At 67.4% G+C, this 24,779-nt stretch carries 28 protein-coding genes; 13 read left to right on the top strand and 15 right to left on the bottom strand.

The features are described from left to right. Positions 1-29 precede the first annotated feature (29 nt). From AC1DYS_RS04415 to AC1DYS_RS04405, 3 genes are all read left to right on the top strand, one after another. Complete coding sequence (locus AC1DYS_RS04415; protein WP_477896419.1) at positions 30-1,016, top strand: aldo/keto reductase; 987 nt, start codon at positions 30-32, stop codon at positions 1,014-1,016. After that, the gene (locus tag AC1DYS_RS04410) at positions 1,016-1,717 is read left to right on the top strand and encodes an alpha/beta fold hydrolase (protein ID WP_477896417.1); all 702 of its coding nucleotides are present in this window, start codon (positions 1,016-1,018) and stop codon (positions 1,715-1,717) included. Before AC1DYS_RS04415 ends, AC1DYS_RS04410 begins: the two co-directional genes overlap by 1 nt. Before the next feature lie 85 nt (positions 1,718-1,802). After that, positions 1,803-2,810, top strand: coding sequence for a septal ring lytic transglycosylase RlpA family protein (locus AC1DYS_RS04405; protein WP_477896415.1), 1,008 nt, complete (start codon positions 1,803-1,805; stop codon positions 2,808-2,810). A gap of 20 nt (positions 2,811-2,830) precedes the next feature. Here the strand turns inward: AC1DYS_RS04405 and AC1DYS_RS04400 are convergent, their stop codons facing one another. Genes AC1DYS_RS04400 through AC1DYS_RS04390 form a run of 3 tightly spaced genes read right to left on the bottom strand, consistent with a single transcriptional unit; the run spans position 2,831 to position 5,938 of the window. After that, entirely contained in the window at positions 2,831-3,598 is a 768-nt protein-coding gene (locus AC1DYS_RS04400; protein WP_477896413.1) for an SDR family oxidoreductase, read from the bottom strand. Beyond that, a complete protein-coding gene (locus AC1DYS_RS04395) occupies positions 3,585-4,580 on the bottom strand; it encodes an FHA domain-containing protein (RefSeq protein WP_477896411.1) in 996 nt (331 codons plus the stop codon). The genes AC1DYS_RS04400 and AC1DYS_RS04395 overlap by 14 nt, the downstream gene beginning before the upstream one ends. Further along, on the bottom strand, positions 4,562-5,938 hold the full coding sequence (locus AC1DYS_RS04390) for a S1 family peptidase (protein WP_477896409.1): 1,377 nt from the start codon (positions 5,936-5,938) through the stop codon (positions 4,562-4,564). The genes AC1DYS_RS04395 and AC1DYS_RS04390 overlap by 19 nt, the downstream gene beginning before the upstream one ends. 174 nt (positions 5,939-6,112) lie before the next feature. Here AC1DYS_RS04390 and AC1DYS_RS04385 point away from each other — a divergent pair, with 174 nt between their 5' ends. The 6 genes from AC1DYS_RS04385 to AC1DYS_RS04360 all read left to right on the top strand — a co-directional run bounded on the left by AC1DYS_RS04385 (position 6,113) and on the right by AC1DYS_RS04360 (position 11,181). Then, entirely contained in the window at positions 6,113-7,123 is a 1,011-nt protein-coding gene (locus AC1DYS_RS04385; protein WP_477896407.1) for an ABC transporter substrate-binding protein, read from the top strand. A gap of 118 nt (positions 7,124-7,241) precedes the next feature. Beyond that, complete coding sequence (locus AC1DYS_RS04380; protein WP_477896405.1) at positions 7,242-8,120, top strand: ABC transporter ATP-binding protein; 879 nt, start codon at positions 7,242-7,244, stop codon at positions 8,118-8,120. Between the two features lie 10 nt (positions 8,121-8,130). After that, a complete protein-coding gene (locus AC1DYS_RS04375) occupies positions 8,131-8,940 on the top strand; it encodes an ABC transporter permease (protein ID WP_477896403.1) in 810 nt (269 codons plus the stop codon). A 123-nt stretch (positions 8,941-9,063) separates the two neighbouring features. Beyond that, positions 9,064-9,531, top strand: coding sequence for a hypothetical protein (locus AC1DYS_RS04370; protein ID WP_477896401.1), 468 nt, complete (start codon positions 9,064-9,066; stop codon positions 9,529-9,531). Next, positions 9,528-10,454 (top strand): DUF2145 domain-containing protein, encoded by a 927-nt coding sequence (locus tag AC1DYS_RS04365; protein WP_477896399.1) that lies wholly within the window; start codon positions 9,528-9,530, stop codon positions 10,452-10,454. Before AC1DYS_RS04370 ends, AC1DYS_RS04365 begins: the two co-directional genes overlap by 4 nt. Positions 10,455-10,530: 76 nt before the next feature. Further along, the gene (locus AC1DYS_RS04360) at positions 10,531-11,181 is read left to right on the top strand and encodes a peptidylprolyl isomerase (RefSeq protein WP_477896397.1); all 651 of its coding nucleotides are present in this window, start codon (positions 10,531-10,533) and stop codon (positions 11,179-11,181) included. Positions 11,182-11,247: 66 nt separating this feature from the next. On the opposite strand, the gene AC1DYS_RS04355 is transcribed toward AC1DYS_RS04360, so the two are convergent. From AC1DYS_RS04355 to AC1DYS_RS04325, 7 genes are all read right to left on the bottom strand, one after another. Next, positions 11,248-11,469: a hypothetical protein gene (locus AC1DYS_RS04355; RefSeq protein WP_477896395.1), complete on the bottom strand. Its 222-nt coding sequence runs from the start codon at positions 11,467-11,469 to the stop codon at positions 11,248-11,250. A gap of 23 nt (positions 11,470-11,492) precedes the next feature. Continuing rightward, complete coding sequence (locus AC1DYS_RS04350; RefSeq protein ID WP_477896393.1) at positions 11,493-11,900, bottom strand: GNAT family N-acetyltransferase; 408 nt, start codon at positions 11,898-11,900, stop codon at positions 11,493-11,495. A gap of 15 nt (positions 11,901-11,915) precedes the next feature. Continuing rightward, positions 11,916-12,347 (bottom strand): GNAT family N-acetyltransferase, encoded by a 432-nt coding sequence (locus AC1DYS_RS04345; RefSeq protein WP_477896391.1) that lies wholly within the window; start codon positions 12,345-12,347, stop codon positions 11,916-11,918. A gap of 40 nt (positions 12,348-12,387) precedes the next feature. Further along, entirely contained in the window at positions 12,388-13,839 is a 1,452-nt protein-coding gene (locus AC1DYS_RS04340) for an RNB domain-containing ribonuclease (RefSeq protein ID WP_477896389.1), read from the bottom strand. 79 nt (positions 13,840-13,918) lie between these two features. Next, positions 13,919-14,344, bottom strand: a complete 426-nt coding sequence (locus AC1DYS_RS04335) for a YybH family protein (protein ID WP_477896387.1) — start codon at positions 14,342-14,344, stop codon at positions 13,919-13,921. Then, positions 14,344-14,997, bottom strand: a complete 654-nt coding sequence (locus AC1DYS_RS04330) for a dihydrofolate reductase family protein (protein ID WP_477896385.1) — start codon at positions 14,995-14,997, stop codon at positions 14,344-14,346. Before AC1DYS_RS04330 ends, AC1DYS_RS04335 begins: the two co-directional genes overlap by 1 nt. Positions 14,998-15,099: 102 nt before the next feature. Continuing rightward, a complete protein-coding gene (locus tag AC1DYS_RS04325; RefSeq protein ID WP_477896383.1) occupies positions 15,100-15,993 on the bottom strand; it encodes a PhzF family phenazine biosynthesis protein in 894 nt (297 codons plus the stop codon). Between the two features lie 102 nt (positions 15,994-16,095). On the opposite strand from AC1DYS_RS04325, the gene AC1DYS_RS04320 reads away from it, so the two are divergent. Then, complete coding sequence (locus tag AC1DYS_RS04320; RefSeq protein WP_477896381.1) at positions 16,096-16,842, top strand: SDR family NAD(P)-dependent oxidoreductase; 747 nt, start codon at positions 16,096-16,098, stop codon at positions 16,840-16,842. 13 nt (positions 16,843-16,855) lie between these two features. Here AC1DYS_RS04320 and AC1DYS_RS04315 read toward each other — a convergent pair whose 3' ends face one another. After that, entirely contained in the window at positions 16,856-17,800 is a 945-nt protein-coding gene (locus AC1DYS_RS04315; RefSeq protein WP_477896379.1) for a Bug family tripartite tricarboxylate transporter substrate binding protein, read from the bottom strand. A gap of 131 nt (positions 17,801-17,931) precedes the next feature. Here AC1DYS_RS04315 and AC1DYS_RS04310 point away from each other — a divergent pair, with 131 nt between their 5' ends. Beyond that, the gene (locus tag AC1DYS_RS04310; protein WP_477896377.1) at positions 17,932-19,521 is read left to right on the top strand and encodes a winged helix-turn-helix domain-containing tetratricopeptide repeat protein; all 1,590 of its coding nucleotides are present in this window, start codon (positions 17,932-17,934) and stop codon (positions 19,519-19,521) included. 122 nt (positions 19,522-19,643) lie between these two features. After that, positions 19,644-19,988, top strand: a complete 345-nt coding sequence (locus AC1DYS_RS04305; protein ID WP_477896375.1) for a hypothetical protein — start codon at positions 19,644-19,646, stop codon at positions 19,986-19,988. A gap of 21 nt (positions 19,989-20,009) precedes the next feature. Here AC1DYS_RS04305 and AC1DYS_RS04300 read toward each other — a convergent pair whose 3' ends face one another. Beyond that, on the bottom strand, positions 20,010-21,386 hold the full coding sequence (locus tag AC1DYS_RS04300; RefSeq protein ID WP_477896373.1) for a Tle-like phospholipase domain-containing protein: 1,377 nt from the start codon (positions 21,384-21,386) through the stop codon (positions 20,010-20,012). Positions 21,387-21,595: 209 nt separating this feature from the next. Here AC1DYS_RS04300 and AC1DYS_RS04295 point away from each other — a divergent pair, with 209 nt between their 5' ends. Then, positions 21,596-22,294: an oxygenase MpaB family protein gene (locus tag AC1DYS_RS04295; protein ID WP_477896371.1), complete on the top strand. Its 699-nt coding sequence runs from the start codon at positions 21,596-21,598 to the stop codon at positions 22,292-22,294. 31 nt (positions 22,295-22,325) lie between these two features. On the opposite strand, the gene AC1DYS_RS04290 is transcribed toward AC1DYS_RS04295, so the two are convergent. The 3 genes from AC1DYS_RS04290 to iolE form a co-directional block, all read right to left on the bottom strand. Further along, positions 22,326-22,988: a glutathione S-transferase gene (locus tag AC1DYS_RS04290; RefSeq protein ID WP_477896369.1), complete on the bottom strand. Its 663-nt coding sequence runs from the start codon at positions 22,986-22,988 to the stop codon at positions 22,326-22,328. 66 nt (positions 22,989-23,054) lie between these two features. Further along, positions 23,055-23,846, bottom strand: a complete 792-nt coding sequence (gene iolB / locus AC1DYS_RS04285) for a 5-deoxy-glucuronate isomerase (RefSeq protein WP_477896367.1) — start codon at positions 23,844-23,846, stop codon at positions 23,055-23,057. Between the two features lie 26 nt (positions 23,847-23,872). Then, positions 23,873-24,778, bottom strand: coding sequence for a myo-inosose-2 dehydratase (gene iolE, locus AC1DYS_RS04280; RefSeq protein ID WP_477896365.1), 906 nt, complete (start codon positions 24,776-24,778; stop codon positions 23,873-23,875). Position 24,779 lies beyond the last annotated feature (1 nt).

Raw genomic sequence — 24,779 nt, 5'->3', positions numbered from 1 at the left:
CCCGCCTTCATCACGACACGCTCTCCACCATGCGCCAACGCTCCCTCGGCCCCTTCCAGGTCTCAGCCATCGGCCTCGGCTGCATGAACCTGAGCCACGCCTACGGCACACCCCCGCCACGTGAACAGGCCGAGGCCCTGCTGCTCAATGCACTGGACAGCGGCGTCACCCTCTTCGACACAGCCGCCCTCTACGGCTTCGGCCTCAACGAAGAACTGGTCGGCCAGGTGCTCGCTCCACACCGCTCCAAGTTCACGCTCGCCAGCAAAGGCGGCCTGCATGGCGTGGACGGCAAGCGCGTGGTCGATGGCCGGCCCGAGACGCTGAAGCGGAGCTGCGAGCAAAGCCTGAAGCGCCTGCGCACGGACGTCATCGACCTCTACTACCTGCACCGCTGGGACCAGCGCGTGCCGATCGAAGACAGCGTTGGCGCCATGAGCGACCTCGTGCGCGAAGGCAAGGTGCGGACCCTCGGCTTGTCGGAAGTGTCGGCCGCCACGCTACGCCGCGCGCACGCCGTGCACCCGATCACCGCGGTGCAGACCGAGTACTCGCTGTGGACACGCAACCCCGAGATCGCCGTGCTCGACGCCTGCCGCGACATCGGCGCCGCCTTCGTGGCCTTCAGCCCCCTGGCGCGCGGTTTTCTCACCGGCACGCTGCGCGACGTGAGCACGCTCGGCGAGCGCGACATCCGCCGCAGCATGCCGCGCTTCGAACCGGCCAACTACGCCGCCAACCTGAAGCTGCTCGACGGCATGGCCAGCATCGCCGCCGACCTCAAGTGCTCCATGTCGCAGCTGGCCTTGGCCTGGTTGCTGGCGAGAGCACCGCACATCATCCCGATCCCCGGTACGCGCAGCATGGCCCATCTGCGAGATGACCTGGGCGCCGCCGACATCACGCTCGATGCGGCCACGATGCAGCGGCTCGAGGCGCTGATCAACCCTCGCACCGTGGTCGGCCCGCGCTACGACGCAGCGGCACAGGCGGGCGTCGACACCGAGGAGTTCTGATGGCTGCGTCGCTGGTGCTGCTGCCCGGCCTGCTGTGCGACCGCGCGGTCTGGCGCTCGCAGATCGACGCACTCGGCCCGGCCTTCGTGACCGACTACGGCGCGCTCGATTCACTCGCAGCCATAGCCGCACACGTGCTCGCCACCGCACCCGCCGGCGCGCTGGCCGTGGCTGGCCATTCGATGGGTGGCCGCGTGGCCTTCGAGATGCAGCGCCAGGCGCCCGAACGAATAGAACGCCTGGCCCTGCTCGACACCTCGTACCACCCGCTGGCCGATGGCGAAGCCGGCGAGAAAGAACGAGCCGGCCGCCTCGCCCTGCTCGCCAAGGCCCGCAGCGACGGCATGCGCGCGATGGCACGCGACTGGGCGCTGGGCATGGTGCACCCCAGCCGCCACGACGGGCCGGTGTTCGAAGCCGTGCTCGATATGTTCGAACGCCACACACCCGACATCTTTGCTGCGCAGATCAACGCCTTGCTGAACCGGCCCGATTGCAGCGGGCTGCTCGGCACCATCCGCTGCCCCACGCTGCTGCTGTGTGGCCGCGAAGACGCCTGGAGCCCACCGTCGCGCCATGAGCACATGCACCACGCCATCACCGGTTCGCGGCTGGTCGTGGTCGAGCAGTGCGGGCACATGAGCACGATGGAGCAGCCCGATGCCGTGTCGCGGGCACTTGCCGATTGGCTCGCAGCCTGACGTGTGTCAGCCCCGGCAACGGCCAAAGGCCTGAGGCAACCCGGGCGCATTTGCGCCACTTTCGTGTTCGGCGACACTGCAGCCCGTGACGCCGAATTCCTTCATCACCGCGCATCGAACCACGCAACAGCTGCTTGCCTTGCTGCTGGTGCTGCTGCTCGCCGCCTGCAGCTCCACGCCCACGCGTGACGGCCCCGAGGCGAGGCCACCGCCCAACCTCGACAAGGTGCCCGATGCACAGCCGCAAGTCGAGCCCATCCGCGATGGCGGGCCGAACAAGCCTTATGACGTGAACGGGCGCAGCTACTCGCCGGTGAAGACCGACAAGCCGATGGCCGAGAAGGGCCTCGCCTCCTGGTACGGCAAGAAGTTCCAAGGCCGGCGCACGGCCAGTGGCGAGGTCTACAACATGTACGCGATGACGGCGGCGCACAAGACCATGCCGATCCCGAGCTATGCGCGGGTGCGCAACCCGGCCAATGGCCGCGAGATCATCGTGCGCGTGAACGACCGCGGGCCTTTTGTGGCCGACCGCATCATCGACCTGAGCTACACCGCCGCGCTCAAGCTGGGCGTGCTGAACGGCATCGCGCCGGTGGAGGTGGAACGCATCACCTACGAGCAGATCCGCAGCGGCGCATGGCAACGCGGCAACAAGCCCGAGGAAGCCGTGGCGCCTGTGATCGAGGTGAAGGCCTCGAATGACGATGGGCCGCCGACGCCAGCGCCCTTGCCCCTGCCGGCGCCCCCACCACTACCCATTCCGACACCCGAGCCGATGGCCGCCAGTGCTGCGCTGCCGGATGCCTCACCGACGGCACCGCTGCCGCCACCCAGCCGTGCCTACACCACGGCGGCGCAGGGCTTCTGGGTGCAGCTGGGTGCCTTCAAGCAGCGTGACGGCGCCGAGCAGTTTCAACGCCGTGTCTCCGACGAGCTGGGCTGGTTGTCACCGTTGCTGGCGATCTTCAGCGAGCCGCAGATGTTCCGCCTGCAGGCCGGGCCTTATGCGACGCGCAACGAAGCGCAGGAAGCCGCAGGCCGCGTTCGCGACGCGCTGAAGCTGGTGCCGGTGGTGATCGAGCGGCGCTGAGCCGCTGGTCGCGCGAAGGCTCAGCGCCCGCCTGACACGTCGATGATGGCGCCGGTGGTGTAGCTGGCCGCATCGGACAGCAGCCACACGACGGCTTGCGCGATCTCGTCGGCGGTGCCGGGCCGTTGCATCGGGATCAGCGGTGCCGACTGGCGCGCACGGTCCGGTGTGCCGCCTGACGCGTGGATGTCGGTGTCGGTGATGCCCGGGCGGACTGCGTTCACACGCACGCCTTCGGTCGCCACTTCGCGCGCCAGGCCGATGGTGAAGGTGTCGATCGCGCCCTTGGCCGCGGCGTAGTCGACGTACAGGCCCGGCGAGCCCAGGCGCGCTGCCACCGACGACAGGTTGACGATGGCCCCGCCGCTGCCGCCATGGCGCGTGGACAGGCGTTTCAGCGCCTCGCGCGCGCAAATGAAACTGCCGACGACGTTGATGCCGAACATGCGCAACAGCCGCTGCACGCTCATCTCGTCGACGCGCGCGGCCACGTCGACCACGCCGGCGTTGTTGACCAGAGCACCGAGGGGTGGCAGCTCGGCATCGATGCGCTTGAACATCGCGAGCACCTGGGCTTCGTCGGACACGTCGGCCTGCACGGCGATGGCGCGGCCGCCGCTGGCCTGGATGGCCTTCACCACCGACTCGGCCGCAGCCGTATCGCGCGTGTAGTTGACGGCCACGGCCCAACCCTGCTCCGCACACAACCGCGCGGTGGCCGCGCCGATGCCGCGGCTGCCGCCGGTGACGAGCACGCTGCGTTGGCCCGTGGGTTCAGTCGTCTGCATTCTTCTTCGCCTTCTCGTCGAGCCTGGATTGCAAGCCGGCCACGCCCTCCAGGAAGTGCGCAGAGTCGACCGGCTTCGCCACACGCAGCGCCGGCGGGAAGAGATGGTTCATGTACAGCTCGCTGCCGGGACGGTCGCCGTTCTGGAAGTTGGACCACAGGCTCAGCACGGTGCCCATCACGACGGCGGACACCGCGAAGGCGAGCGTGCGGCGCGGGTGGTGTGGCTCTACGGCCTGCAGGTGGAAATAGAGCATCGCTCCGAGGATCAGGTAGCCCGGCACGAAGTTGAAATCGGTGACCCACGACCACGACAGCGAAAACGCCATCAGCGCACTGCCTGCCATCAGCGTCTGCCAGGCCAGCACGGCGATCAGCAGCACGCGCACATGCCAGCCGAAGTGGCCCTGGCGCGTGAACACCTTGGACAACAGCGTCCACAGCCCTGCCCAGCCCAGCGCCACGCCGATGGCATAGATGCCCACCGAGCCCAGCGCCTTGACGAAGAGGTCGGGGTCGTTCTCGAGCCAGGTGCTGAAGACGACGGTCAACGCCGCGGCCACGGCCAGGGCGGCGAGTGTCGGCAGACCCTGTGTCAGCGTGCGGGTCGAGCGCATCGCCTGCTCGGGCGCGAGCGCGTGGCTTGCGAGCCGCAGCCGCAGGTGCGTGCGGCCGGCAGTCAGCAGCGGCGGCTTGTCGGCGACGACCACCGTTTCGCCAGCGGCCAGCCGGCGGGTGTCGACCTGTAGGCCGTTGATGCTGTCGCCCACCGCGATGACGATGCGGCCTTCGGCATCGGGCTGCACGCTGAAGTGATGGGCGGCGGTGTGCGCGTCGTCGAGCACCAGCTCGTTGTCGAGCGCACGGCCGACCCGCAGCGGCCAGTCACGCACGCCCACCGCATGGCGCACGCTGCCATCGCGGTCGATCACTTCGACCACGGCGAGCGTCTGTGCCTGCGTGCTCATTTCGGCGACACCCATCCGTAGGCCTCGATGTAGTGCTGGCTCAGCTTCATCGCACTGGGGTAGCTCACGCCCTGCGCGTCGAAGCGCCCTTGCACGCCGGCCTGTGGCTGGTCGAGCGTGGCCACCAGCACCGACAGGTCGTAGAGCCCGGTCAGCTTCTTGTAGGCGCGCAAGCAGACCACGGTGCGCAGCACGAGGCCGTTGCGGTCGACATAGTCTTCGTGGCACTGCGGCTTGGTCTGGTACTCGGGGCCGAGGCGCACGAAGCCTTCGTTGCGGAAGCTCGACGAGTACTGCGACGCAAAGCGCAAGATGCCGAGCTTGCTGCCGTCGTAGCTTTCGTGGCGGGTGGCCAGCGTGCCGGTGTTGAAGTCGCCGACGAAGATGCGCGTGTCCATCACGCAGTCGGAGCGCTCGAAGTCGAGCCCGCCCGTGCGCGAGGGTTCGCTGCTGCCCCAGCAGCGCATGAAGCGGTCGGGCGGCACCGGCACGGTGTAGCGCGGGTGGGTGGCAAGCTTCCAGCCTTGGGCGATGAAGCGGTCGGTGAGCGCAGCCTGGTGAGCCATCAGCTGCGTGCTGACGACCTTCCACGCAGCGCCCACCATCGGCGGCGCGTCGCGGCCGCGTGCCAGCAGCGCGCTGGCAAACGACGCCGGCACCAGGAAGCTGACCTGCTCGCCATCGACACGGCGCGCCACGTTGATGCCGATCACGCGGCCCTCTTGATCCAGCGCCGGGCCACCGCTCATGCCAGCGCTGAGCGAACCGGCGAAGAAGATCTGCGGGTAGAAACTGCGCTCGACGAGCCCGTTGTAGTTGCCCTCGATCACCGCAAAACCCACGTCGAGCGGGTTGCCCAGCGAGTACATGCGCTCGCCTTGCGCGAGCTTCTGCGCTTCAGGGCGGAAGGCCAGGGCATCGTAGGTGCTCGCCTTCGGGTCGACGATCTTCACCAGCGCGAGGTCGTGCAGCACGTCGAGCATCAAAATCTGCACCGGCATCTCGCGGCCATCGGCCGTCACCGACACCAGGTCGTGCCGCTCCGGCTTGAGCGCAGCCTCGCTCACCACGTGGAAGTTGGTAATGACGTGGCCTTGCGCCGTGACCACGAAGCCCGAGCCCACCGAGGTCTGGCTTGCCTGGCCCTTGAGCACGGTGCGGATCTGCACCAGCTGCGACCGCGCCTGCTCGTAGACCTTGCGCGCCGACATCGACACCGGCGCCGAGGCAGGCAAGTCGGCAGGCACCGCCACCACCGCCGGCTTGGACGCCGCCTTGGCAGCCGGCTGCGGCGGCGGTGCGGCCACCGCACCCGCCAGCAAACCAGCCCACGCAACGAGCGCCCCGAAGGTGCGCCACAAATCAAGTCTCATTGCGATTCATTCTACGGGCCGGTGAACGCCTCCACCTGAGGTGAATCACGGTGCTGTCACCGCATCAGCGGCATTCGCCCGGGGCAGGCGATGGCCTTGCTTTGCAGGTCGAGCTGTCAGCAACTCAAAGCACCCGCTGATAAAGTGACCGCAAAGAAACGAAGGAGACTGACCATGCAACGCCGCACCTTCACCCTCGCCGCGCTGGCCTTGCCCAGCCTGAGCTTCGCGCAGGGGCTCGAGAAGCCGCAACTCTCCATCGCCGTCGGCGGCAAGAACCTGCTGTACTACCTGCCGCTCACCATCGCCGAGAGCCTGGGCTACTTCAAGGCCGAAGGGCTGGACGTAACCATCGTCGACTTTGCCGGCGGCTCGCGTGCGCTGCAGGCGGTGATCGGCGGCAGTGCCGACGTGGTGTCGGGCGCCTTCGAGCACACGCTGAACATGCAGGCCAAGGGCCAGAAGCTGCGTGCCTTCGCACTGCAAGGCCGCGCACCGCAGATCGTGCTCGGCATCAATCCCAAAACCATGGCCAGCTACAAGACGGTGGCCGACCTGAAGGGCAAGAAGATCGGCGTCACCGCGCCGGGTTCGAGCACCAACGTGATGGCGAATTTCGTGCTCGCCAAGGCTGGGTTGAAGCCGAGCGACGTGTCGATCATCGGCGTGGGCGCCGGCAACGGCGCGGTGGCCGCCATGCGCTCGGGCCAGATCGATGCGATCTCCAACCTCGACCCGGTGGTCACCTTGCTGCAGCGAAGCGGCGACCTGAAGATCATCTCCGACACACGCATCGTGGCCGAGGCCGACAAGGTCTTCGGCGGGCCGATGCCGGCCGGCTGCCTGTACGCACCCCAGGCCTTCATCGACAAGAACCCGAACACCGTGCAGGCATTGACCAACGCGCTGGTGCGCGCCGACAAGTGGATCCAGGGCGCGGGCGCGAGCGAGATCGTGAAGGCCGTTCCCGAGAGCTACCTGCTCGGCGACCGCGCGGTGTACATCGACGCCTTCCTCGCCAGCAAGGGCGCGCTGTCGGCCGACGGCATGTTCCCGGAAGCGGGCCCGGCCACGGCTTTGCGTGCGCTGCAGAGCGTGGACGAATCGCTGAAGGGCGTGAAGTTCGACTTGGCTGCGGTGTTCACGAACGAGTTCGCGAAGAAGGCGAATGCGAAGTACAGATGATGGCCCCCCAGTCGCTTCGCTCCTGCCCCCGAAGGGCGCCACCCGACGGACCGGCAAAGCCGGATCCGTGGGCGTTGCTTGATGAGCACGGCGCTTCGCGTCTGTGCATCGCGGCGGCATGAACGCGCTCTCCCTGGACGCCGTCAGCTGTACCTTCGTCTCACGCGATGACGCGGCGCAGCGCTATACCGCGGTGAAAGACGTGACGCTGTCGGTCGGCGCGGGCGAGTTCGTCTCGGTCGTTGGCCCGACGGGCTGCGGCAAGAGCACGTTGCTCAACATGGCGGCCGGCTTGCTGGCGCCGAGCACGGGCCAGGTGAAGGTGTTCGGCGAAACGCTGTCCGGCATCAACAAGCGGGCGGGCTACATGTTCCAGGCCGAATCGCTGATGCCGTGGCGCACGGCGCTTGGCAACGTGATGGCGGGGCTAGAGTTTCGCGGTGTCACCGACGCGCGTGCCCAGGCCGAAGAGTGGCTCAAGCGCGTGGGCCTCGGCGGCTTCGGCGACCGTTACCCGCACCAGTTGTCCGGCGGCATGCGCAAGCGCGTGAGCCTCGCGCAGACGCTGGTGCTCGACCCCGACATCATCCTGATGGACGAACCCTTCTCGGCGCTCGATGTGCAGACGCGGCAGCTGATGGAGAACGAGGTGCTGGCGCTGTGGGCCAACGACGACGGGCGCCGGGCCGCCCCAAGCCCGGCGGCGCCCCCCCTGGGGGGCGGGCGCGCAGCGACCGGGGGCAGACAGAACCAGAAGAAGGCGGTGCTCTTCATCACGCACGATCTCGATGAAGCAATTGCGATGAGCGACCGCGTGGTCTGCCTGAGCGCCGGCCCGGCCTCGCACCCGATCGGCGAGTTCCGCATCGACCTCGATCGCCCGCGCGACGTGGCCGAGGTGCGCGCCACGCCGCGCTTCGTCGAGTTGCACCGGGCCATCTGGCAGGTGCTGCGCGACGAGGTGCTCAAGGGCTATCAACAGCAGCTGGCCGCATGAAGGTGCCCGCATGAGCAAACTGGCATTGCGTGGCTGGCAGCTGTCCCTGCTGGTGGGCCTCTTCGTGCTGTGGCACTTGCTGACCACACCCGGCCTGTTGCCGCACTTCCTGTTCGCCGACGACAACCAGGCGGCCTTCTTCTTCGGCGAGCCGCTGAAGATCTTCGCGCGCATCTGGGCCTGGTTCGTCACCAACGCCGACATCTACCAACACCTCGGCGTCACGCTGCTGGAGACCGTGCTTGCCTTCGGCATCGGCACCGTGCTCGGCCTGGCCTGCGGTCTGTGGCTCGCGCTGAGCCCGCTTGCCGCCGCCATCTGCGACCCGTACATCAAGGCGCTGAACTCGATGCCGCGCGTGATCCTCGCGCCGATCTTCGCGGTGTGGTTCGGCCTCGGCGTCGCGAGCAAGGTGGCGCTCGGTGTGACGCTGGTGTTCTTCATCGTCTTCTTCAACGTCTACCAGGGCGTGAAGGAAGTGAGCCCCGTCGTGCTCGCGAACGCCCGCATGCTGGGCGCGAGCCAGCGGCAGCTGTTGCGCCATGTGTACCTGCCGAGCGCCACGAGCTGGGTCTTCAGCTCGCTGCACACCAGCGTGGGCCTGGCCTTCGTCGGCGCGGTGGTCGGCGAGTACCTCGGCTCGGCGCGCGGCGTCGGCTACCTGATCCTGCAGGCCGAAGGCAGCTTCGACATCAACACCGTGATGGCCGGCATCCTGGTGCTGACGGTGTTCGCCTTGCTGCTCGACGCGATCGTCGGGCGGGTGGAAAAGCGGCTGATGAAATGGCAGCCGGGCACCGGTGGAAACGACAAGGTCTGACTCGCGGCAACGTGACTTTTTGAACGACTCGCACGCCGGTTGCATGCTGTGACGAGTGCGTCGTGGGGTCATGCCGGGGTGTGCACTATGCTGCGCGTCACCTGCCTCACCTTGGAGTTTTTGATGAGCAACTTCCCCGCCCGTTTCGCCTTCCTGGCCGCCTTGCTCGGCGCCACCGCTTTGCCCGCATTGGCCAGCTCGACGGCCGCATCGTCCGCATCGGAAGGCGGCTCGGCATCGGTCGGCAGCGTGTCCGATTCTTTCGAGGCATCGAGCGACGGTTCGTCGAAAAAAGAGAAGGTCGCCGAGGGCGACTACAAGGTCATCGAAGTGGCGGCAGTGGCGGAACGGCCCGGCACGATGCGCCTGAAGCTGCAGCCGCTGGCCGACGCGCATGAAGAGAACTCGTTCTTCCTTTACATGCCGCAAAAGGCGCTGGCGATGAACCCGGTCTCCGCCGGCCAGACGGTCGCCGCACGCACCCGCGCTTACGGCACCGAGTTCGCCAAGGCCGACACCGGCAAGGCCTTCTTCCTCGTGCTGAGCGACGACTGGTACCGCGAACTCCAGTCCAACGCCGTGACACTTTGAGTTCAGGGACTCGCTGGCCGGGCCGCGCCGCCGCGCTGCTCGGCCTCTTCATTTCTCTGCTGGCGCCTTGGAGCGTCTGCCACGCCAGCATGCGTTTCTGCGACCGCCCGCTGGCCCTCAGCGCAGAGCAGAAAGACAAGCTGTTCCGCCTCGGCGGCGTCATCAAGACGGAGCTTGAGAACAGCGGCCAGCGCATCGCGCTGATGTCTCGCTCGGGTCTGGACCTCGCCCGCTTCGGGCAGCGCTACTCGCATGCGGGCTTCAGCCTCCAGGCCAACCAGGACACACCCTGGGCCGTGCGACAGCTCTACTACGCCTGCGACGAGCAGCGACCCCGCATCTACGACCAGGGCGTCTCCGGCTTTCTGCTCGGCACCGACGACCCGGCCATCGGCTACGTGTCGGTGGTGTTCCTGCCCGAGGCCGAAGCAGACAAGCTCGAGCGTGCGGCGCTCGACAACCGGCAGGCACTCGCACTGCTCGGCGGAACTTACAGCGCCAACGCCTATGCCTTCGGCCTGCAGTATCAGAATTGCAACCAGTGGGTGGCTGAGATGCTGACCACGGCATGGGATTCAAGTCCGGCCACTGACGGCGAGAACGCACGCGCGAATGCCCAGCGCTGGTTGAAGGACCAGGCCTACGAGCCCACCGTTTTCGAGGTGGGCCGCTGGCTGATGACTGCCGGCGCCTTCGTGCCCTATCTGCATAGCCGCGATCATCCGAACGCCGACATCGAGCAGCTGCGCTACCGCATCAGCATGCCGGCCTCCATCGAGGCTTTCATCCGCCAGACCGTGCCCGGTGCCAAACGCGTGGAGTTCTGCCACAACGACGAGCAGATCGTCATCCGCCGCGGCTGGACGCAGATCGCTGAAGGCTGCCAGGCGGGTGAGCAGGACACCGTTGTCAGGTTCGATTAATACGGCCCGCTTTCGCGGAGAATGGCCGTTCGCCTGCCACCGTGGGCCATCCCGCAACGACCGAACTTACCCAGCCATGTCACCTCTGCGCCTGCTCCCTCTTCTCGCCCTCTCGTTCCTCGCCGCCTGCGGCGGTGGCGGCGACGATGCCGGCACCGCGCCGCCCGTCATCCCGCCCGCGCCTTACCTCGTCTGCAGCGATGCCGGCAAGGCTGCTTCGGCGCTGAGCACCTTCAACACCGTGTGCATGCTCACGACCCAAGGCGAGATCGTGGTCGAGTTGTATGCGCCCGCCGCACCGATCACCGTGGCGAACTTCCTCAAGTACGTGAACGCCAAGCTCTACGACAACACGCTGTACCACCGCGTGGCCAAAGACTTCGTGATCCAGGGCGGCGGTTTCAGCCCCTCGGGCGCAGCCATCGCGACTTATGCGCCGATTGCGCTGGAGAGCAACAACGGCCTGAGCAATGTGCGCGGCACCATTGCAATGGCACGCACCAGCGTGCCCGAATCGGCCACGAGCCAGTTCTTCTTCAACACCGTGGACAACAGCGCTTGTCTGAACTATCACCCGACCAACACCGCCTGCGACATCAACGGTTATGCCGTGTTCGGCAAGATCATCGCCGGGCTGGACGTGATGGACAAGATCGCCGCCGTGGCAACCACGGGCCAGGTACCGCTGCAGCCGGTGGTCACCTACTGGGCCACGCAGCTGAAGTAAGAGAACGGTAAGCAGAACGCGGCGCGCTCCCCGGAGCGCGGCATCGGCTCACTCAAAGGAAAGGCCTCAGCCTTTCTTGCCGCCCATCACCAACAGCAAGGCCCCCACGGCGATCGCACCGACACCGGCCCAGATCGGCACGTTGACCGACTGCTTCTCTTTCACCGACAGCTCGATCGGCCCGAGCTTGAAGTCGTGGGTCTCCTTGGTGAAGCTGAAGCCACCGTACAGCAGGGCGAGAACGCCTGCGACGATGAGGATGACGCCGATCAGTTTGCTTGGGTTCATGTTGATTCTCAGTTTGATTGCCGTCAGGACGGCCTGACACCCGGGCGTTCCATCGCCACTTCCGATTCCTTGAAGCCAAGCTTCTTGTAGAACCCCGACACGCCGTCTCGCCCTGCCCGCAAGACCCAGGTCATCTGCGGGTCGTCGCCCATCACCGCTTGCACGAGCGCGCGGCCGATGCCCTTGCCGCGATGCGGCTCGGCCACCACGACCATCGAAATGTAGCCATTCGACAAGCCGTCGGTGAGCGCGCGCAGGAAACCAACCACCTCGCCGCCTTGCACTGCGACCAAGGCCACCTGTGAACGCGACAGCAGCACGCGGAACTCGTCGGCATCGGCCACGCGGCGGTCCCAGCCGCCAGCGACCAGCAAGCGCCGCGCGGCTTCGATCTCCGAAGGCTCAATGGGGCGAACCTGCGTGGCACTCATGGCGTGACGGCTCTTTCAACTTTCATCGACATAACCCCGCTCGATCGCCTGAGCCTGGTTCTCAAAAATGGCCATCGCCGTCTTCATGCGCTTGAACCCGAAGCGCTTGTAGAACGGCTCCTTGCCTGGCACGGCGTAGAGGATGATCTTCTTGTGCCCGCGGGACAGGTCCACGAGCTTCGACACGATCTGCTGGCCCAGGCCGATGCCCTGGTGACTGGGGAGAATGGCAATGTCGCAGAGATACGAGCAGTCGATGCCATCGGCGAGCGCGCGGCCCACGCCGACCAGCTTGCCGTCTTCGCGAACGAAGCATTTGAACAGGCTGTTGGTGAACGCCTTCTTCAGGTTCTCCGGGCTCTTGTTGCCCAGCGGCGCGGCGAGGTAGAGCGCCGACAGTTCGTTCCAGTCGACGTCGTCGAGGGTGAGGGACCAGACCAACGGCACGCTGCCCTCCTGATGAAACTGAGATGACGCCGACGTTGACTCAGCGCGCCGCCGCGAAGTCGATGAAGCGCTGGCCGATGTCGACGGCCTTCAGCGTCACCTTCACCGTGTCGCCCACGTCAAGCCCTTCGAAGCCACTCACCACGCGCCCTTCCACCAGCGGCGAGGTGATGCGCACGAAGGTGCCCTTGGGCGTGACGCCGGTGACGATCGCGTCGAAGGTGTCGCCGATGCGGTCTTGCAGCAAGAAGGCCGCGGCCGCCTTGAGCACGCGCCGCTCGACGGTCGAGGCGTTGTCTTCCTGCAGGGTGCAGTGCTGCGCAATCGCGTCCAGCTGTTCGAGGGTGTACGGGGTGGGGCGTGCAGCCAGCGCCGCCTTCAACAGGCGCTGCGTGACCAGGTCGACGTAGCGGCGGTTCGGCGCGGTGGAGTGCGCGTAGTCGTTGACGGCCAGTCCGAAGTGCCCGGCCGGTGGCGCGTCGGCCGAGACCGCGGCGTACGCGCCCGAGCCGAGCAGCTTGACCACCGAGAGAGACAGGTCCGCAAAATTCGCAGGCTCGGCCACGCGGCGGTCGGCGAGAAAGCGGTCGAGCGCCAGTGCATCGGGTGCGGGTGGCAGGCTGGCGCCGTGCATCGCGGCCAGCTTCACCAGCCGGTCCCAGCGCCGCGGCTCCTGCAGCACGCGGCGCAGCGAGGGCTGGCCCTGCTGCGTGAGGAAGCGCGCCGTCGCGCCGTTGGCCGCAATCATCAGGTCGGCGATCAGTTCTTTCGCGCGGTTCTTCGGGTCGGCCCGCAAGTCGACCAGCTGGTCGTCGACGAAGACCGGCCGCGCCTGCGCAGTCATCACGTTCAGCGCGCCGCGCTGGTGGCGCCACCGGCGCAGCGAGCCGGCCACCTGGTCGTGCAGCCGCAGTTGCGCCTTCAGCGCCGCGCTGGCGGCCACGGCGGCAGGGGCCGGTGCGTTCGGGTCGTCGAGCCAGGCGGCCACGCTGTCGTACGCGAGCTTGGCCTGGTTGCGCACCACGGCACGGTAGATCGTCGCGTCGGCCACTTCGCCCTCGCGCCCGATCTGCATGTCGACCACGACGGCGAGGCGCTCCTCGCCTTCATGCAGCGAGGTGAGGTCGTTCGACAGCACCGTGGGCAGCATCGGGAACACACCGGCCGCGGTGTAGACCGAGGTCGTGTTGACGGCCGCGTGCGAATCCACCGCCCCACCCTGCCGGACCCGCGCGTCCACATCGGCGATGGCCACGGCGAGCCGCACGCCGCCATTCGGCAAGGCTTCTGCCCAGCTCAGCTGATCGAGGTCGCGTGTGTCGTCGTTGTCGATCGAGAACCACAGGCGGCTGCGCTCATCGCGGATATCGCCTTGCTCGGCCGAGGCGGATTGCGCCTGCGCTTCGCCCAGCACCTCGGGTGCAAAGGTGGGCAGCAGGCTGCGGGCCTGCATTTCCAGGGCGGCGATCCGGCGGAGTTCGGCAGCATCCATGGGCGGTATCGGGTTGACGGGGCAGCGCCGATTGTGGCCGCAGACGGCATCTCCCCGCGCACACCCACCCACACCCAAATCAGCGCTTGAAGATCGCCTTCGTTGTCTCGCCGTCGATCGGCGCAGAGGTGTGCTCGTGCACGATCTTCCATGCCCCGGCCTGCGGCCTGAGCGCCAGCGTCATGCGGTTGTCCAGCGAGCGCAGCGTCGCGCCGTCCGCACCGACAGCCGTGTAGGTAACGAAGGCGTGGGCCACCGCGAGGTCGGGCGAGACAACGGTGTGCACCTCGCTGAAGTCCACGACCACGCGCTCGGTGCCGAGCGAGCCAAACCACTCGGCCGCCATCGCACGCCAGGCCTCCAGGCCGCGGTGCGACCACTGCCCCCACATGTCGAAGACCTGCACGTCGGCGTCGTAGAGCGCGATGAAGGCATCGACGTCTTTCGCGAAGACAGCCGTCTTGTAGCCCTCCAGCACCTGGCGGACGGCGCTGTCGGCGGCCATCACGATGCCGCGCCTTTGGTCAGCACGACGTGCTGAGCATTGGCCGTGGCCACGTGCTGCGTGCAGCGAAATCCGAGCTGCTGCAGGTCGATGCCGGCGAAGAACGCCTCCCCGCGCCCTAACAGCGTGGGCGACATCGCAAGGTGCATCTCGTCGATCAAGCCGGCCTGCAGGTACTGCCGCACCGTGGACACGCCGCCGCCGACGCGCACGTCCTGCCCCTTGGCGGCTTCGCGAGCACGCTCCAGCGCCTCGTGGATGCCGCCGGTGACGAAGTGAAAGGTCGTGCCGCCCTGCATCGTGATGGACTCGCGCGCATGGTGCGTCAGTACGAACACCGGCACGTGGTACGGCGGGTTGTCGCCCCACCAGCCCTTCCAGGTGTCGTCGGGCCAGGGGCCACGCAACGGGCCGAACATGTTGCGGCCCAGGATCCAGGCGCCGATGTTGGCGAAGCTGCGCTGCGCGAAGTCGTCGTCGACATCGGTGGCGCCGCCTTCGCTGCCTGTCATCTTGGCAAAGGTGCGGGTGTGGAAGAACCACTGGTGCAGCGTCGTCCCGCCTTCGCCCAGCGGGTTCTGCAGGCTCTGGTTGGGGCCCGCGCCGTAACCGTCGATCGACAACGAGAAGGCCTGCACTTTGAGTTTGGACATGCGTGTCTCCGAAGTAAGAGGTTGATATCGCTACGACGAGTGGGCAGGCGCCGAATCGACAGGCACTGCCGAATTTTCTCGGCCATTGACGGTGCCGTGTGTTCAGTCGGTTGTGATTTGCGCCAGGTCGAGCGAGCCGTGCAACACCGGCCACACCTCGCCACTCACCAGAACGCAGCCCTGCGCATCCTGCCGGGCGGTGAGCCGGCTAGGGCGGCCGGCGAACCGCCCCTGCACCAGCTCCAGCGCTTGCCGTGGATCGGCCAGCCCGCAGGCAAAGAGGTACGCGGCCGTCGGCCCAGCCGCGCTGCCGGTGGCCACGTCTTCCACCTTGCCGAGGTTGTCCCAGGTTCTGATCTCGCGGCCCGCCACATCGAGCACCAGCACGAACTTGGCACCGACCACACCAAGCAAGGCCTCCAGGTCCGGCCCGCTGATCGCGGCGCGTGCCAGAGCCTCCGGCCGCACCGGAAGAATCAGGTACGGCAGGCCTGTCGACACGACCTGCGGTGGCACACCCAGCGACAGGTCGTGCGCCTGTAAATCCAGCCGCGCGAGGATCGGCTGCAGATCGGCCGGCGTGATCGCTTCGCCGAACACCGCCATGCCCTGGTTCATCTCGGCCCGGTGGTGATCGCCCAGCTTGTCAGTGGTGACAGCGATGTCGCCCGCGGCAAGCCGCATGACCCACGAGCAACGGGCCGCCGCCGGAGCGAGGCTGCGGTGGAGCACCGCCGCAGCGCCGAGCACCGGGTGGCCGGCAAACGGAAGCTCTTCTTCGACGGTGAACACCCGTGCACGTGCGCCCGCTGCGCTCATCTCGGAAAGAAAGATCGACTCGAACTGCTTCATCTCCTGCGTGATGCGCTGCATGGCCGTCGCAGACCAGCCTTCGGTGTGCAGGAAGACGGCCAGGCCGTTCCCCGTCAAGGGCTCAGTGGCAAACACGTCCACGTGAAAGAAGTTCTGGTCGGGCATGGCGCTGCGTATGTTCATTCAGTGGCGCCCAGTATTCCTCATCGCCTCCTTCCTCATCGCCCCATCACAGAGGCCGCACCAGCGCCGTGGTCGGGCAGCTCGCGGGGCTAAAGTGGGCGCATGAACCAACACCTCACCGTCATCACCGGAGCGTCGCGCGGATTGGGGCTGGCGATGAGCCGGCAGCTGCTGGCGCAATCCCACGTCGTCATCGCCATCGCCCGCAAGCGCACCGAGCTGCCGGTACCACTGGGCGGCGAGTTGCTGAGCTGGGAGCTTGACCTGGCCGACCCACTGGCCGCGGCGCATCAGCTCGAAGACTGGCTGACGAAGAGCGGCGGCACACGCTGGGCATCCGTCACGCTCATCAACAACGCCGGCGTCGTCTCCCCACCAGGGCCGCTGTCGGGCACCTCGGGCGCGGATCTGTCGAACGCGCTGCGCGTGGGCCTGGAGGCACCGGTCCTTCTGACTGCCGCCTTCCTGCGCGCCACCGCCACCTGGGCCGTGCCGCGCAAGGTCTTGCTGATCTCGTCGGGCCTCGGCCGACGTGCGATGGCAGGCAGCGCCTCCTATTGCGCCGCCAAGGCCGGCATGGACCACCTCGCCCGTGCGCTCGCACTCGAAGAAGCCGACCGACCGAACGGCGCGCGCGTGGTGTCGCTCGCGCCCGGCGTCATCGACACCGACATGCAAGTGCAACTGCGCCAGGCCGACCCGGCGCTCTTCCCCGAGCGCGAGCGCTTTGCCGCGTTGAAGACCACAGGTCAGCTTGATACGCCCGAGCAAGCCGCCGCCAAGGTACTGAAGTTCCTGGCGCGCGCGGACTTCGGCAGCAACCCGGTGGCCGACGTGCGCGATGCGTGATCGGCGTTGCCACTCAGCGGCGAGCCGGCGCTGAGCTCCACTTCACCGTCTCGCTCTGGATCAACGCGGCGAAGGCCTGGGGCGACGTGCCCAGCGGCACCGCGCCCATGCCCTGCAGCTTGTCCCGCAGCGCCGGTCGCATGAGCGCCTTGTGCGTCTCCGCCTGCAGCCGGGCCACGACGTCGGCCGGCGTGCCGTTCGGTGCCAGCAGGCCGAACCAGGCGACGGCCTCGAACCCGGGGTAGCCAGACTCCGCCACGGTGGGCAGATCGAGCGCACCGGGCAGGCGCTGAAGCGACGACACCGCGAGTGCGCGCACCTTGCCTTCGCGTACCAGCGGCAGCACCGCGGCGTTGGCGAAGAAGATCTGGATGCGCCCCGCGATGACATCCGGCACCGGGCTGCCCGTCGTCGGCACGTGGACCAGGTCCAGGCTCGCAAGCGCGTTGAGCAGCTCGCCGCCACGGTGTGACGAGGTGCCGTTGCCCGCCGATGCATAGCTGAACTTGCCCGGCTGGCTCCGCGCCAGCGCCACGAACTCCTGCAAGGTCTTGACCGGCAGGTCGTTGTTAACGACCACGACATTGGGCGTGGCCACCACCTGCGTCACAGGCGCCAGATCGCGCAACGGGTCGTACTGTTTCTTCACCCCGTAGTGCCCGCCCACCACGATGGCCGCATCGCCCGACAGCACGAACGTGTAGCCATCTGCGCTCGCCTTCGCGGCACGGTCGACACCGATCGTGCCGCCCGCACCGGGCAGGTTCTCGACCAGCACCGGCACGGCCAGCGATTCCGCCAGGCTGTCGGCGAGCAGGCGGCCAATCACATCGGGCGCGGTGCCGGCCGCAAACGGAACGATCAGGTGAACAGGCCTCGCAGGCCAGCCAGCCGTTTGGGCGATCGCAGACGTCTGGACGGCGAATGCGACGAGCAGCAATCGAATGAGGTGGGCCATGGTGCTTCTCCTGAAGGCGACGGTTGATGAACGATGGCGCCATGGTCATCGAACGCGCACCCGAAGTCCTCAGGCGCCATCGAGTTTGATCTGAGGATTTCCTTAAGATCGACCGCAGAGCACCGAAGCGCATGTCCTCCACCTCGCCAGAATCGTCATCGCGATTTACCGTCGGCCGCTGGGCCGCGCATCCGAGCGTGGACGAGCTTCGGGCGGACGGGCGCATTGTCAAGCTCGAGCCACGCACCATGCGGCTGCTCAGCGTGCTGGCGCAGACGCCGGGCGAACTGGTCGGCACCGACCAGCTGATGGACACCGTGTGGCCAGGCGTCATCGTCACACCCGGCTCGCTCTACGAGGCCGTCGCCCAGCTGCGCAAGGTGCTGGGCCCGGACCACATCGACACCGTGCCCCGCAAGGGCTACCGGCTCGTGGCGCCGGTGGTTCGCGAGCCGCTGCCTGTCACCGGACAGGTTAGACCTGCCGAGCCAGTCACGCCCAGCCTGGGGCCTCGCTCCGTCGCCGTGCTGCCGTTCCGCACACGCGGGCTTCCCGACAGCCACGCCTTCGTCAGCGAGAGCCTGGCGGACGACCTCATCGCCGACCTGTCGCGGCAACCCGGTCTGGTGGTGATCGCTCGCGGCACCATGCTGGGCTACGTCGGCCTGGCGTTGCCGCCGAAAGAGATCAGCCGGCAACTCGGTGTCCGCTATGTGGTCGATGGCTTGCTGGAACTGCGCGGCCAGACCTTGCATGCCACGGTGCAACTCGTCGACACCGAGCAGGGAACACAGAGCTGGGCCGACGCGATCGAGCTGCCGCTGAGCGCCTGGCCCGACGCGGGCCACCTCGTCTCGGGGCGTTTGGCGCGCGCTTTGAACTTCGAGGTGCTGGATCTCGCAGCGCGCACTTCGGCACCGTCGCAGCCAAGCAACCAGCAGGCCCTGGCGCTGGCGACTCGCTCCTGGCTCGAACTCTTCGGCCGACCCGAAACCCGGCAGAGCAATGAACGCGCGTCGCAGTGGGCTGAGGAAGCGCTGGCCCTGGACCCGCGCTCCGCCTTGGCATCGACCTGCCTAGCTTTTTGCCACTGGCGCGAAGCCCAGTTCGGGTGGGCCAGCACACCACCCAGCGAGCTGCTGCAGCGCGCGCTCGCGCATGCCGAGCGCTCCATCGACCTTGGGCCGCGCGACCCCGACGCCTACTACGTGCTTGGCCTGATCGCCTACGGTCTGGGCGAAGCGGCGCGGGCCGAAGAGGCGCTGCGGCACACGCTGCGCCTCAGCAGTTCGCATGCGCCGGCCTATGGCCTGCTGGCGCTGATCCGCACCCGTCGCGGCCACCCTGAAGAAGCACAAGCCTTGTGCGACCGTGCGTTTGCGCTGAGCCCGCGAGAGCCATTGCGCGTGGTGTGGCACCTCTCCAAGGCCTGGGCGGCGCTGGCGATGGGTGAGTACGAGACCGCGCTGGAAGAGTCCCAGCGGGCGATGGCCGTCAACCCCGACTTTTCCACCTGCTACCTGACAGGCGCCGCAGCGGCCCAGCAGCTCGGCGCGACCAGCAACGCGGCAGCATGGGTGGCATTCCTTCGCGAACGCACCGTGTTCAAAAGCCTGCACGCCGTGCGTTCGCGCTTGCCGCCATCGAGCGGCGAACCGCATGCAAAGCAGATCGAGCAGGTTGTGGAACTGCTCCGCCAAGCGGGCCTTCCTGCGGACTGAGGCGAGTCGTCCCCGGAATCGCATCCTTCAGGATTTCTTGAGAACTCGTTTGGGACTCGCAACGCGTGTCGTCGAGACACTTGCCCTCAAGCCGGCGCCGTCGGCCAGGACCAGGAGCCCACATGAACACACGAACCCTCGAACCGGAACGCGAGGCCCCCTTAAAGCGCAGTCGCGGAGACCTTCGCTCGCGGTACCTGTTCGTTCTGAATGCCGCGTTCGTTCTCTTCAATTCGACGCGTCTGCTGACCTACCTGCCCACCATGTGGGCCGTCCATGTGAGCGGCAATTCGAGCCAGCATTCGCTGCTCACCTGGATCGCTTGGGCGGGCGCCAATGCATCGATGGCCGGCTGGGTCTACGAGAACAACGGGCAGCGCGTGAACAAGCTGGTGATCGTGAGCCTGGGGAACGCCACCATGTGTCTGGCGATGTGCGTACTGATCGGCATCTACCGTTGGTCGTGACCCGATGGCGTGTGTTGCAGCTCAGACGGCCTTCGCCACTTGTGTGGCTGCGGGCGCTGCAGGCGGCTCGGCTGTTGGGGATTTCAAGAACGTGCGGATCTCGTGAGCCCGCTGCTCCATGGCCGCAAGCCGCGTCTCCATGTCGTGCGGCGGCATGCCGGGCGGCAACTCGGTCGCCAGCTCTGCAGCCAGCGCGCGCTGTGGCGTTGAATCGAGCGGCATGTCTCTGCCAGCGCGGCGATGGGCCGCGAAGTCGAGCACGAACTGCGCCTCGGTGTTCAGCCGGGAGCGCATCTTCCGCAGGCTGGCTGGGCTGTGCGACACGCCGTCATCGATGAGTGCGGCCTTGATCTCTTGCGAGCTCTTGCTGAAGTGCCCGAACGGGGGCACGCCCTTGTCACGCGCCTTGTCGGCCAGGCTGCCAGAGGTCTGGGCCGCCGCTTCGAGGCTGCTGATCATGGGCGCCATCGAATGGCGGTGCACCTTTCTGATGGCGCGCGCGCCGAGCGGCAGAAGCCCCAAGGTGGGCACGCGTGCCAGCACCTCCACCACCTTGGGTCCCGCAGCCGCCGGCACGGAGACGGATCTGCCGAGCGCTTCGGGGATCGGCGTGTTCCGTTGCAGAGAGGTGAGGGCCTCGCCTTTCATGTGATACGCCGTGATGTCGACCCCGTTGTGCAGCGACCGCCCATCGGCATTCAAGGCTCGCCGGGTGCTGGCGTGGAGCCCCGCCGCATCGAAGGTGGTCGCCGCCTTGCCGCTCGTGAGCGCGGCGGCACTCGCCAAGCCACCGCCGAGCGAGTGGCCCACCAGCTGCACGTCGGCGTCGCCGGCCAGCTTGCGGCCGATGGCGGCGGCCCGCTCGTAGTGATCCGAACTGCGACCGAGACCTTGCATCAGATTCGCCTTCCAGTCGTGCCGATCCTGCGTGCCGCGGAATACAAGCTGGGCCGCCTGCCCCGGTTCGGCCGACTCGTACAGCCTCGCGCGGAAGCTGGGATTGCCAGCAGCCTGCAGGTCATCGGGCGCGAGCCCGTAGCGTGCGAGCTTGTCGGCGTCGCCGCTCACATCTCGCCACCCTGGCACGCTGGAGGTACCGGCCGGCAAGGCGGTGTGATCCAGGTAGACGTCGGCGGCCAGCTTGGCTTGCAGCAACGTATGCGCCAGATCGCCCGCCGGACGTGGCTGCCCCGTCGTCGAATCTGACTGTGTGGCAAGCAGCCCGGATTGCCTCGGCGCCAAGGTGTCGGCCGAAGGCGCGCGCCGAGCCAACCCGGCCATCGCGTCATCGACTTGCGGCCGCTGTGCCGCGCCCTCATGCGACGGCCGCACGCCTTCATCGGGCCGCGAGGAGCGCGTTGAAGGACGGACGAGCGAGTTGCTGATGGGCGCAGACATGCTGGCACCTCGTGTGTGCCGCGCAAGGCGGGTGCATGGAACGGGTGAAGCCTGACTCTGGCCGCCTTCACGGTGACGAAACACTGATGGCGCGAAGCCACGGCGCAGCGGGCGAAAATGGTTGCCAGCACACCACCGGCTTCACATGAAGCCGCGGCATGGAATCACAGGTGCGAGCTGAGGGTCCAGCCCGGTGTAGCCTCCGACCGATGCAGATCGAACAGCTTTACTACGGCCGCCACCGGCTCAGCTTCCGCATCGGCACCTACTCGGCGCTGATCCGCATGATGGGCATCGCGCACCTGGTGACGACGCTGTACGGCCACGCGTTGCTGGTGAGCGAGACGCAGGCCCGTCTGGCACGCACGCGGCAGACGCTGCGCGAGCTGATCTGCCATGGCTTCGACAGCGAAGCCGGTCGCCTGGCCGTGCAGCGCCTGCGCGAGGCGCACCGCCACGTGAAGGCCGATGCCGACGACTACCGCTACGTGCTGGCCACCTTCTTCCTGGAGCCCTTGCGCTGGAATGCGGCGCATGCGCGCGTGAAGCTCGATGCACAGGAAGAACCGCTGCTGCTCGCCTTCTGGCAGCGCGTTGGGCAGGAGATGCACATCACCGAGCTGCCGGCAACGCTGCCCCAATGGCGCCAATTCCAGCAGGCCTATGAAGCTCGCTATCTGCGGCACACGCCCGAAGGCGAACGCCTGGCCCGCATGTGCCTGCGCGACGTGGTGAAGCTGACAGTGCCACTGGGCACCCGCTGGGCCTTTGGGCAGTGGATGTTGGCGACGATGGAGCCGGCCGTGCGCGACGTGCTGGGACTGGCGGACGCTCGTGGCTGGGGCAATGGGCCGCTGCGCGTGGTGGCGAGGGCAGTCACCGGGGCGGTGTCGCGGCGGTTGAAGTAGTGCCAGCCCGCGCCGTCTGTCGCGCTAGGTTTCAGGCAGCCGGCGCGGGGAAGGCTACGATCGTCTTGGGTGGTAGCTTGGCCATGCAGGCCTCGAACAGGCCACTGCTCAGCCACGCCGCCAGCCAGGCCTGAAGTGCAGGCAGCGGCTGGCCCTCGAACCAGTGCGGCTCGACCGCAGCGAACTGGCGCACGAAGGGAAAGATCGCGAGGTCGGTGGCACACGGTTGGTCTCCCCCCAGATAGCGCGCGCCTTGCAATCTGCCTTCGAGCGGCACGAGCAACGCCGCCACGGCCTGCGCACGCAGGGCGTCGCGGGAATGCGCTTCCGCGGGGTAGCGCTCGGGGTACTTGTAGCGATCCAGGCAGTGCTTGAAGTCACCGTCGTTGCGCTGCAGCAGCGTCAGATTGTCGGCAGATTGGGCGCGGCGCCACCAACCTGCGCCATCTGCGGATTCAAGCGCCCACTGCATGATGTCCCAGCTCTCGTCCAACACGCGCCCGTCGGACAGTTGCAGCACCGGCACCGTGCCCTTGGGCGACAAACGCAGAAGCTCGGCCGGTTTGTCGCGCAGGACGACCTCGACAGCATTGAAGCCTCGCTCCCCCTGCAGCAAGGCCATGCGTGCCCGCATGGCATAGGGGCAGCGACGAAAGCTGTACAGCAGTGGCAAGGGATTGGCAGGTGGCGGCACGGTGTCAGAAGGCTATCTCAAGCCGACGCGCCTCGCCCTGGCCAGCATGTGCGGCGGCTAAGTGCCCTACTTCAACATCCACTCATGCGCCGGATCGTTCTTGAAGATCCACACACGCCCGGGTCCGGCCATCACGTTGAGGTAGTACAGGTCGTAGCCATGCGGCGCCACGCAGGGGTGGTAGCCGCGCGGCACCATCACCACGTCGTGGTTCTCGACGGCCATGGATTCGTCGAGGCTGCGGTCGTCGGTGTAGACGCGCTGGAAGGCGAAGCCCTGCGGCGGGTTGAGGCGGTGGTAGTAGGTCTCTTCGAGCTGCGTCTCTTCGGGCGCAGCGTCGCGGTCGTGCTTGTGCGGCGGGTAGCTCGACGCGTTGCCGGCTGGTGTGATGACCTCGACCACCAGCAGGTGCTCGGCCGGCTCGGTCTGCGGCAGGATGTCGCGCACGTGGCGGGTGTTGCTGCCCTTGCCGCGCACGGATCGGGTCATGGTCTTCGGGTCGATCACGCGCACTTCATGGCGGCCAGTGGCGGGGGCGAAGCACAGCGCCACCTCGGCGTCGCGCTGCGCGGTGACCACGACCTCGTGCCCTGGCGGCACGTAGACCGCGGCGGGCGGCAGGTCGTCGAACACGCTGTCGCGCGTGCCGAGCTGCGGGTGAAGCTTGCCGCCGACGCTGACATCGACGGTGCCGCACAGCACCACCACGCACAGCTCGCGGGTGCCGGTCTCGAGGCGCTCCGTTTCGCCCGCCGCGAGGCGCACGGCGCGAAAGCCCACGTGCTTCCAGCCCGCGCTCTCAGGCGTGACTTCGACGATCTCGCGCCCGGTGCGGCGCGCCTTGACCAGCAGGCTCATCTCGTTTCCTTCGTCCTTCGTTTCGGTCAACCGTTCAAGCGCGTCACGATGCCCTTGAGCGTGTCGAAGCCTTTCTTCGCATACTGATAGCTCGGCGCGACGGCCGGGTCTTGCTCGGCTTCGACGACGAGCCAGCCTTCGTAGCCGCCCGCGTGCAAGGTGCTCAGCACGGCGTTGAAATCGATCACACCGTCGCCCGGCACGGTGAAGGTGCCGTTGATCACGCCGTGCAGAAAGCTCCAGCCGTCGTTGCGGGCCTGCGCGACGACGGCGGGCCGCACGTCCTTGCAGTGCACGTGCACCACGCGCTTCAGGTGTTTGGCGAGCAGGGCCGCCGGGTCCTTGGCGCCGCCGTAGTAGGCGTGGCCGGTGTCGAACAGCAGGCCCACGCTGGGGTCGGTGACGGCCATCAGCTGGTCCACGTCTTCCGGCGACTCGACGTACGCGCCCATGTGGTGGTGGTACGCGAGCGTGATGCCGTAGGTCTCTCGCAGGTGCTCACCGAAGGCGCTGAGGCGGTTGCCGTAGCCCCTCCATTGCGCTTCGCTCGTGAAGCGCGGGCGCTTGGCGAGTGGTGTGTCGATCTGGCCCTGGATGGAGCCGGCCACCTCGCCGTACACCACCACCTTGCAGCCGTTGAATTGCAGCTTGCTCATGTGGGCCACGCAGTCGCGCAGCTCCTGCTCAAGCGTGCCTTCGGCCAGGCGGCCCGAGTACCAGCCGGAAACACAGGCCACGCCGTATTCGGCGAGCTTGGCTTTCAGCGCGGCCGGGTCCTTGGGAAACTTGTTGCCGAGCTCGAAGCCCTGGTAGCCGATCTCGGCGCCTTCACTCAGCGCAGTGTCGAGCGAGGTCTCGCCGCCGAGTGCGGGCAGGTCGTCGTTGCTCCAGGAGATGGGGTTGATGCCGATGCGCACGTTCCAGGGTTTCACG

This window comes from Rhizobacter sp. P2_G4, assembly GCF_056403575.1.
This window is presented reverse-complemented; position numbering and strand designations above follow the sequence as displayed.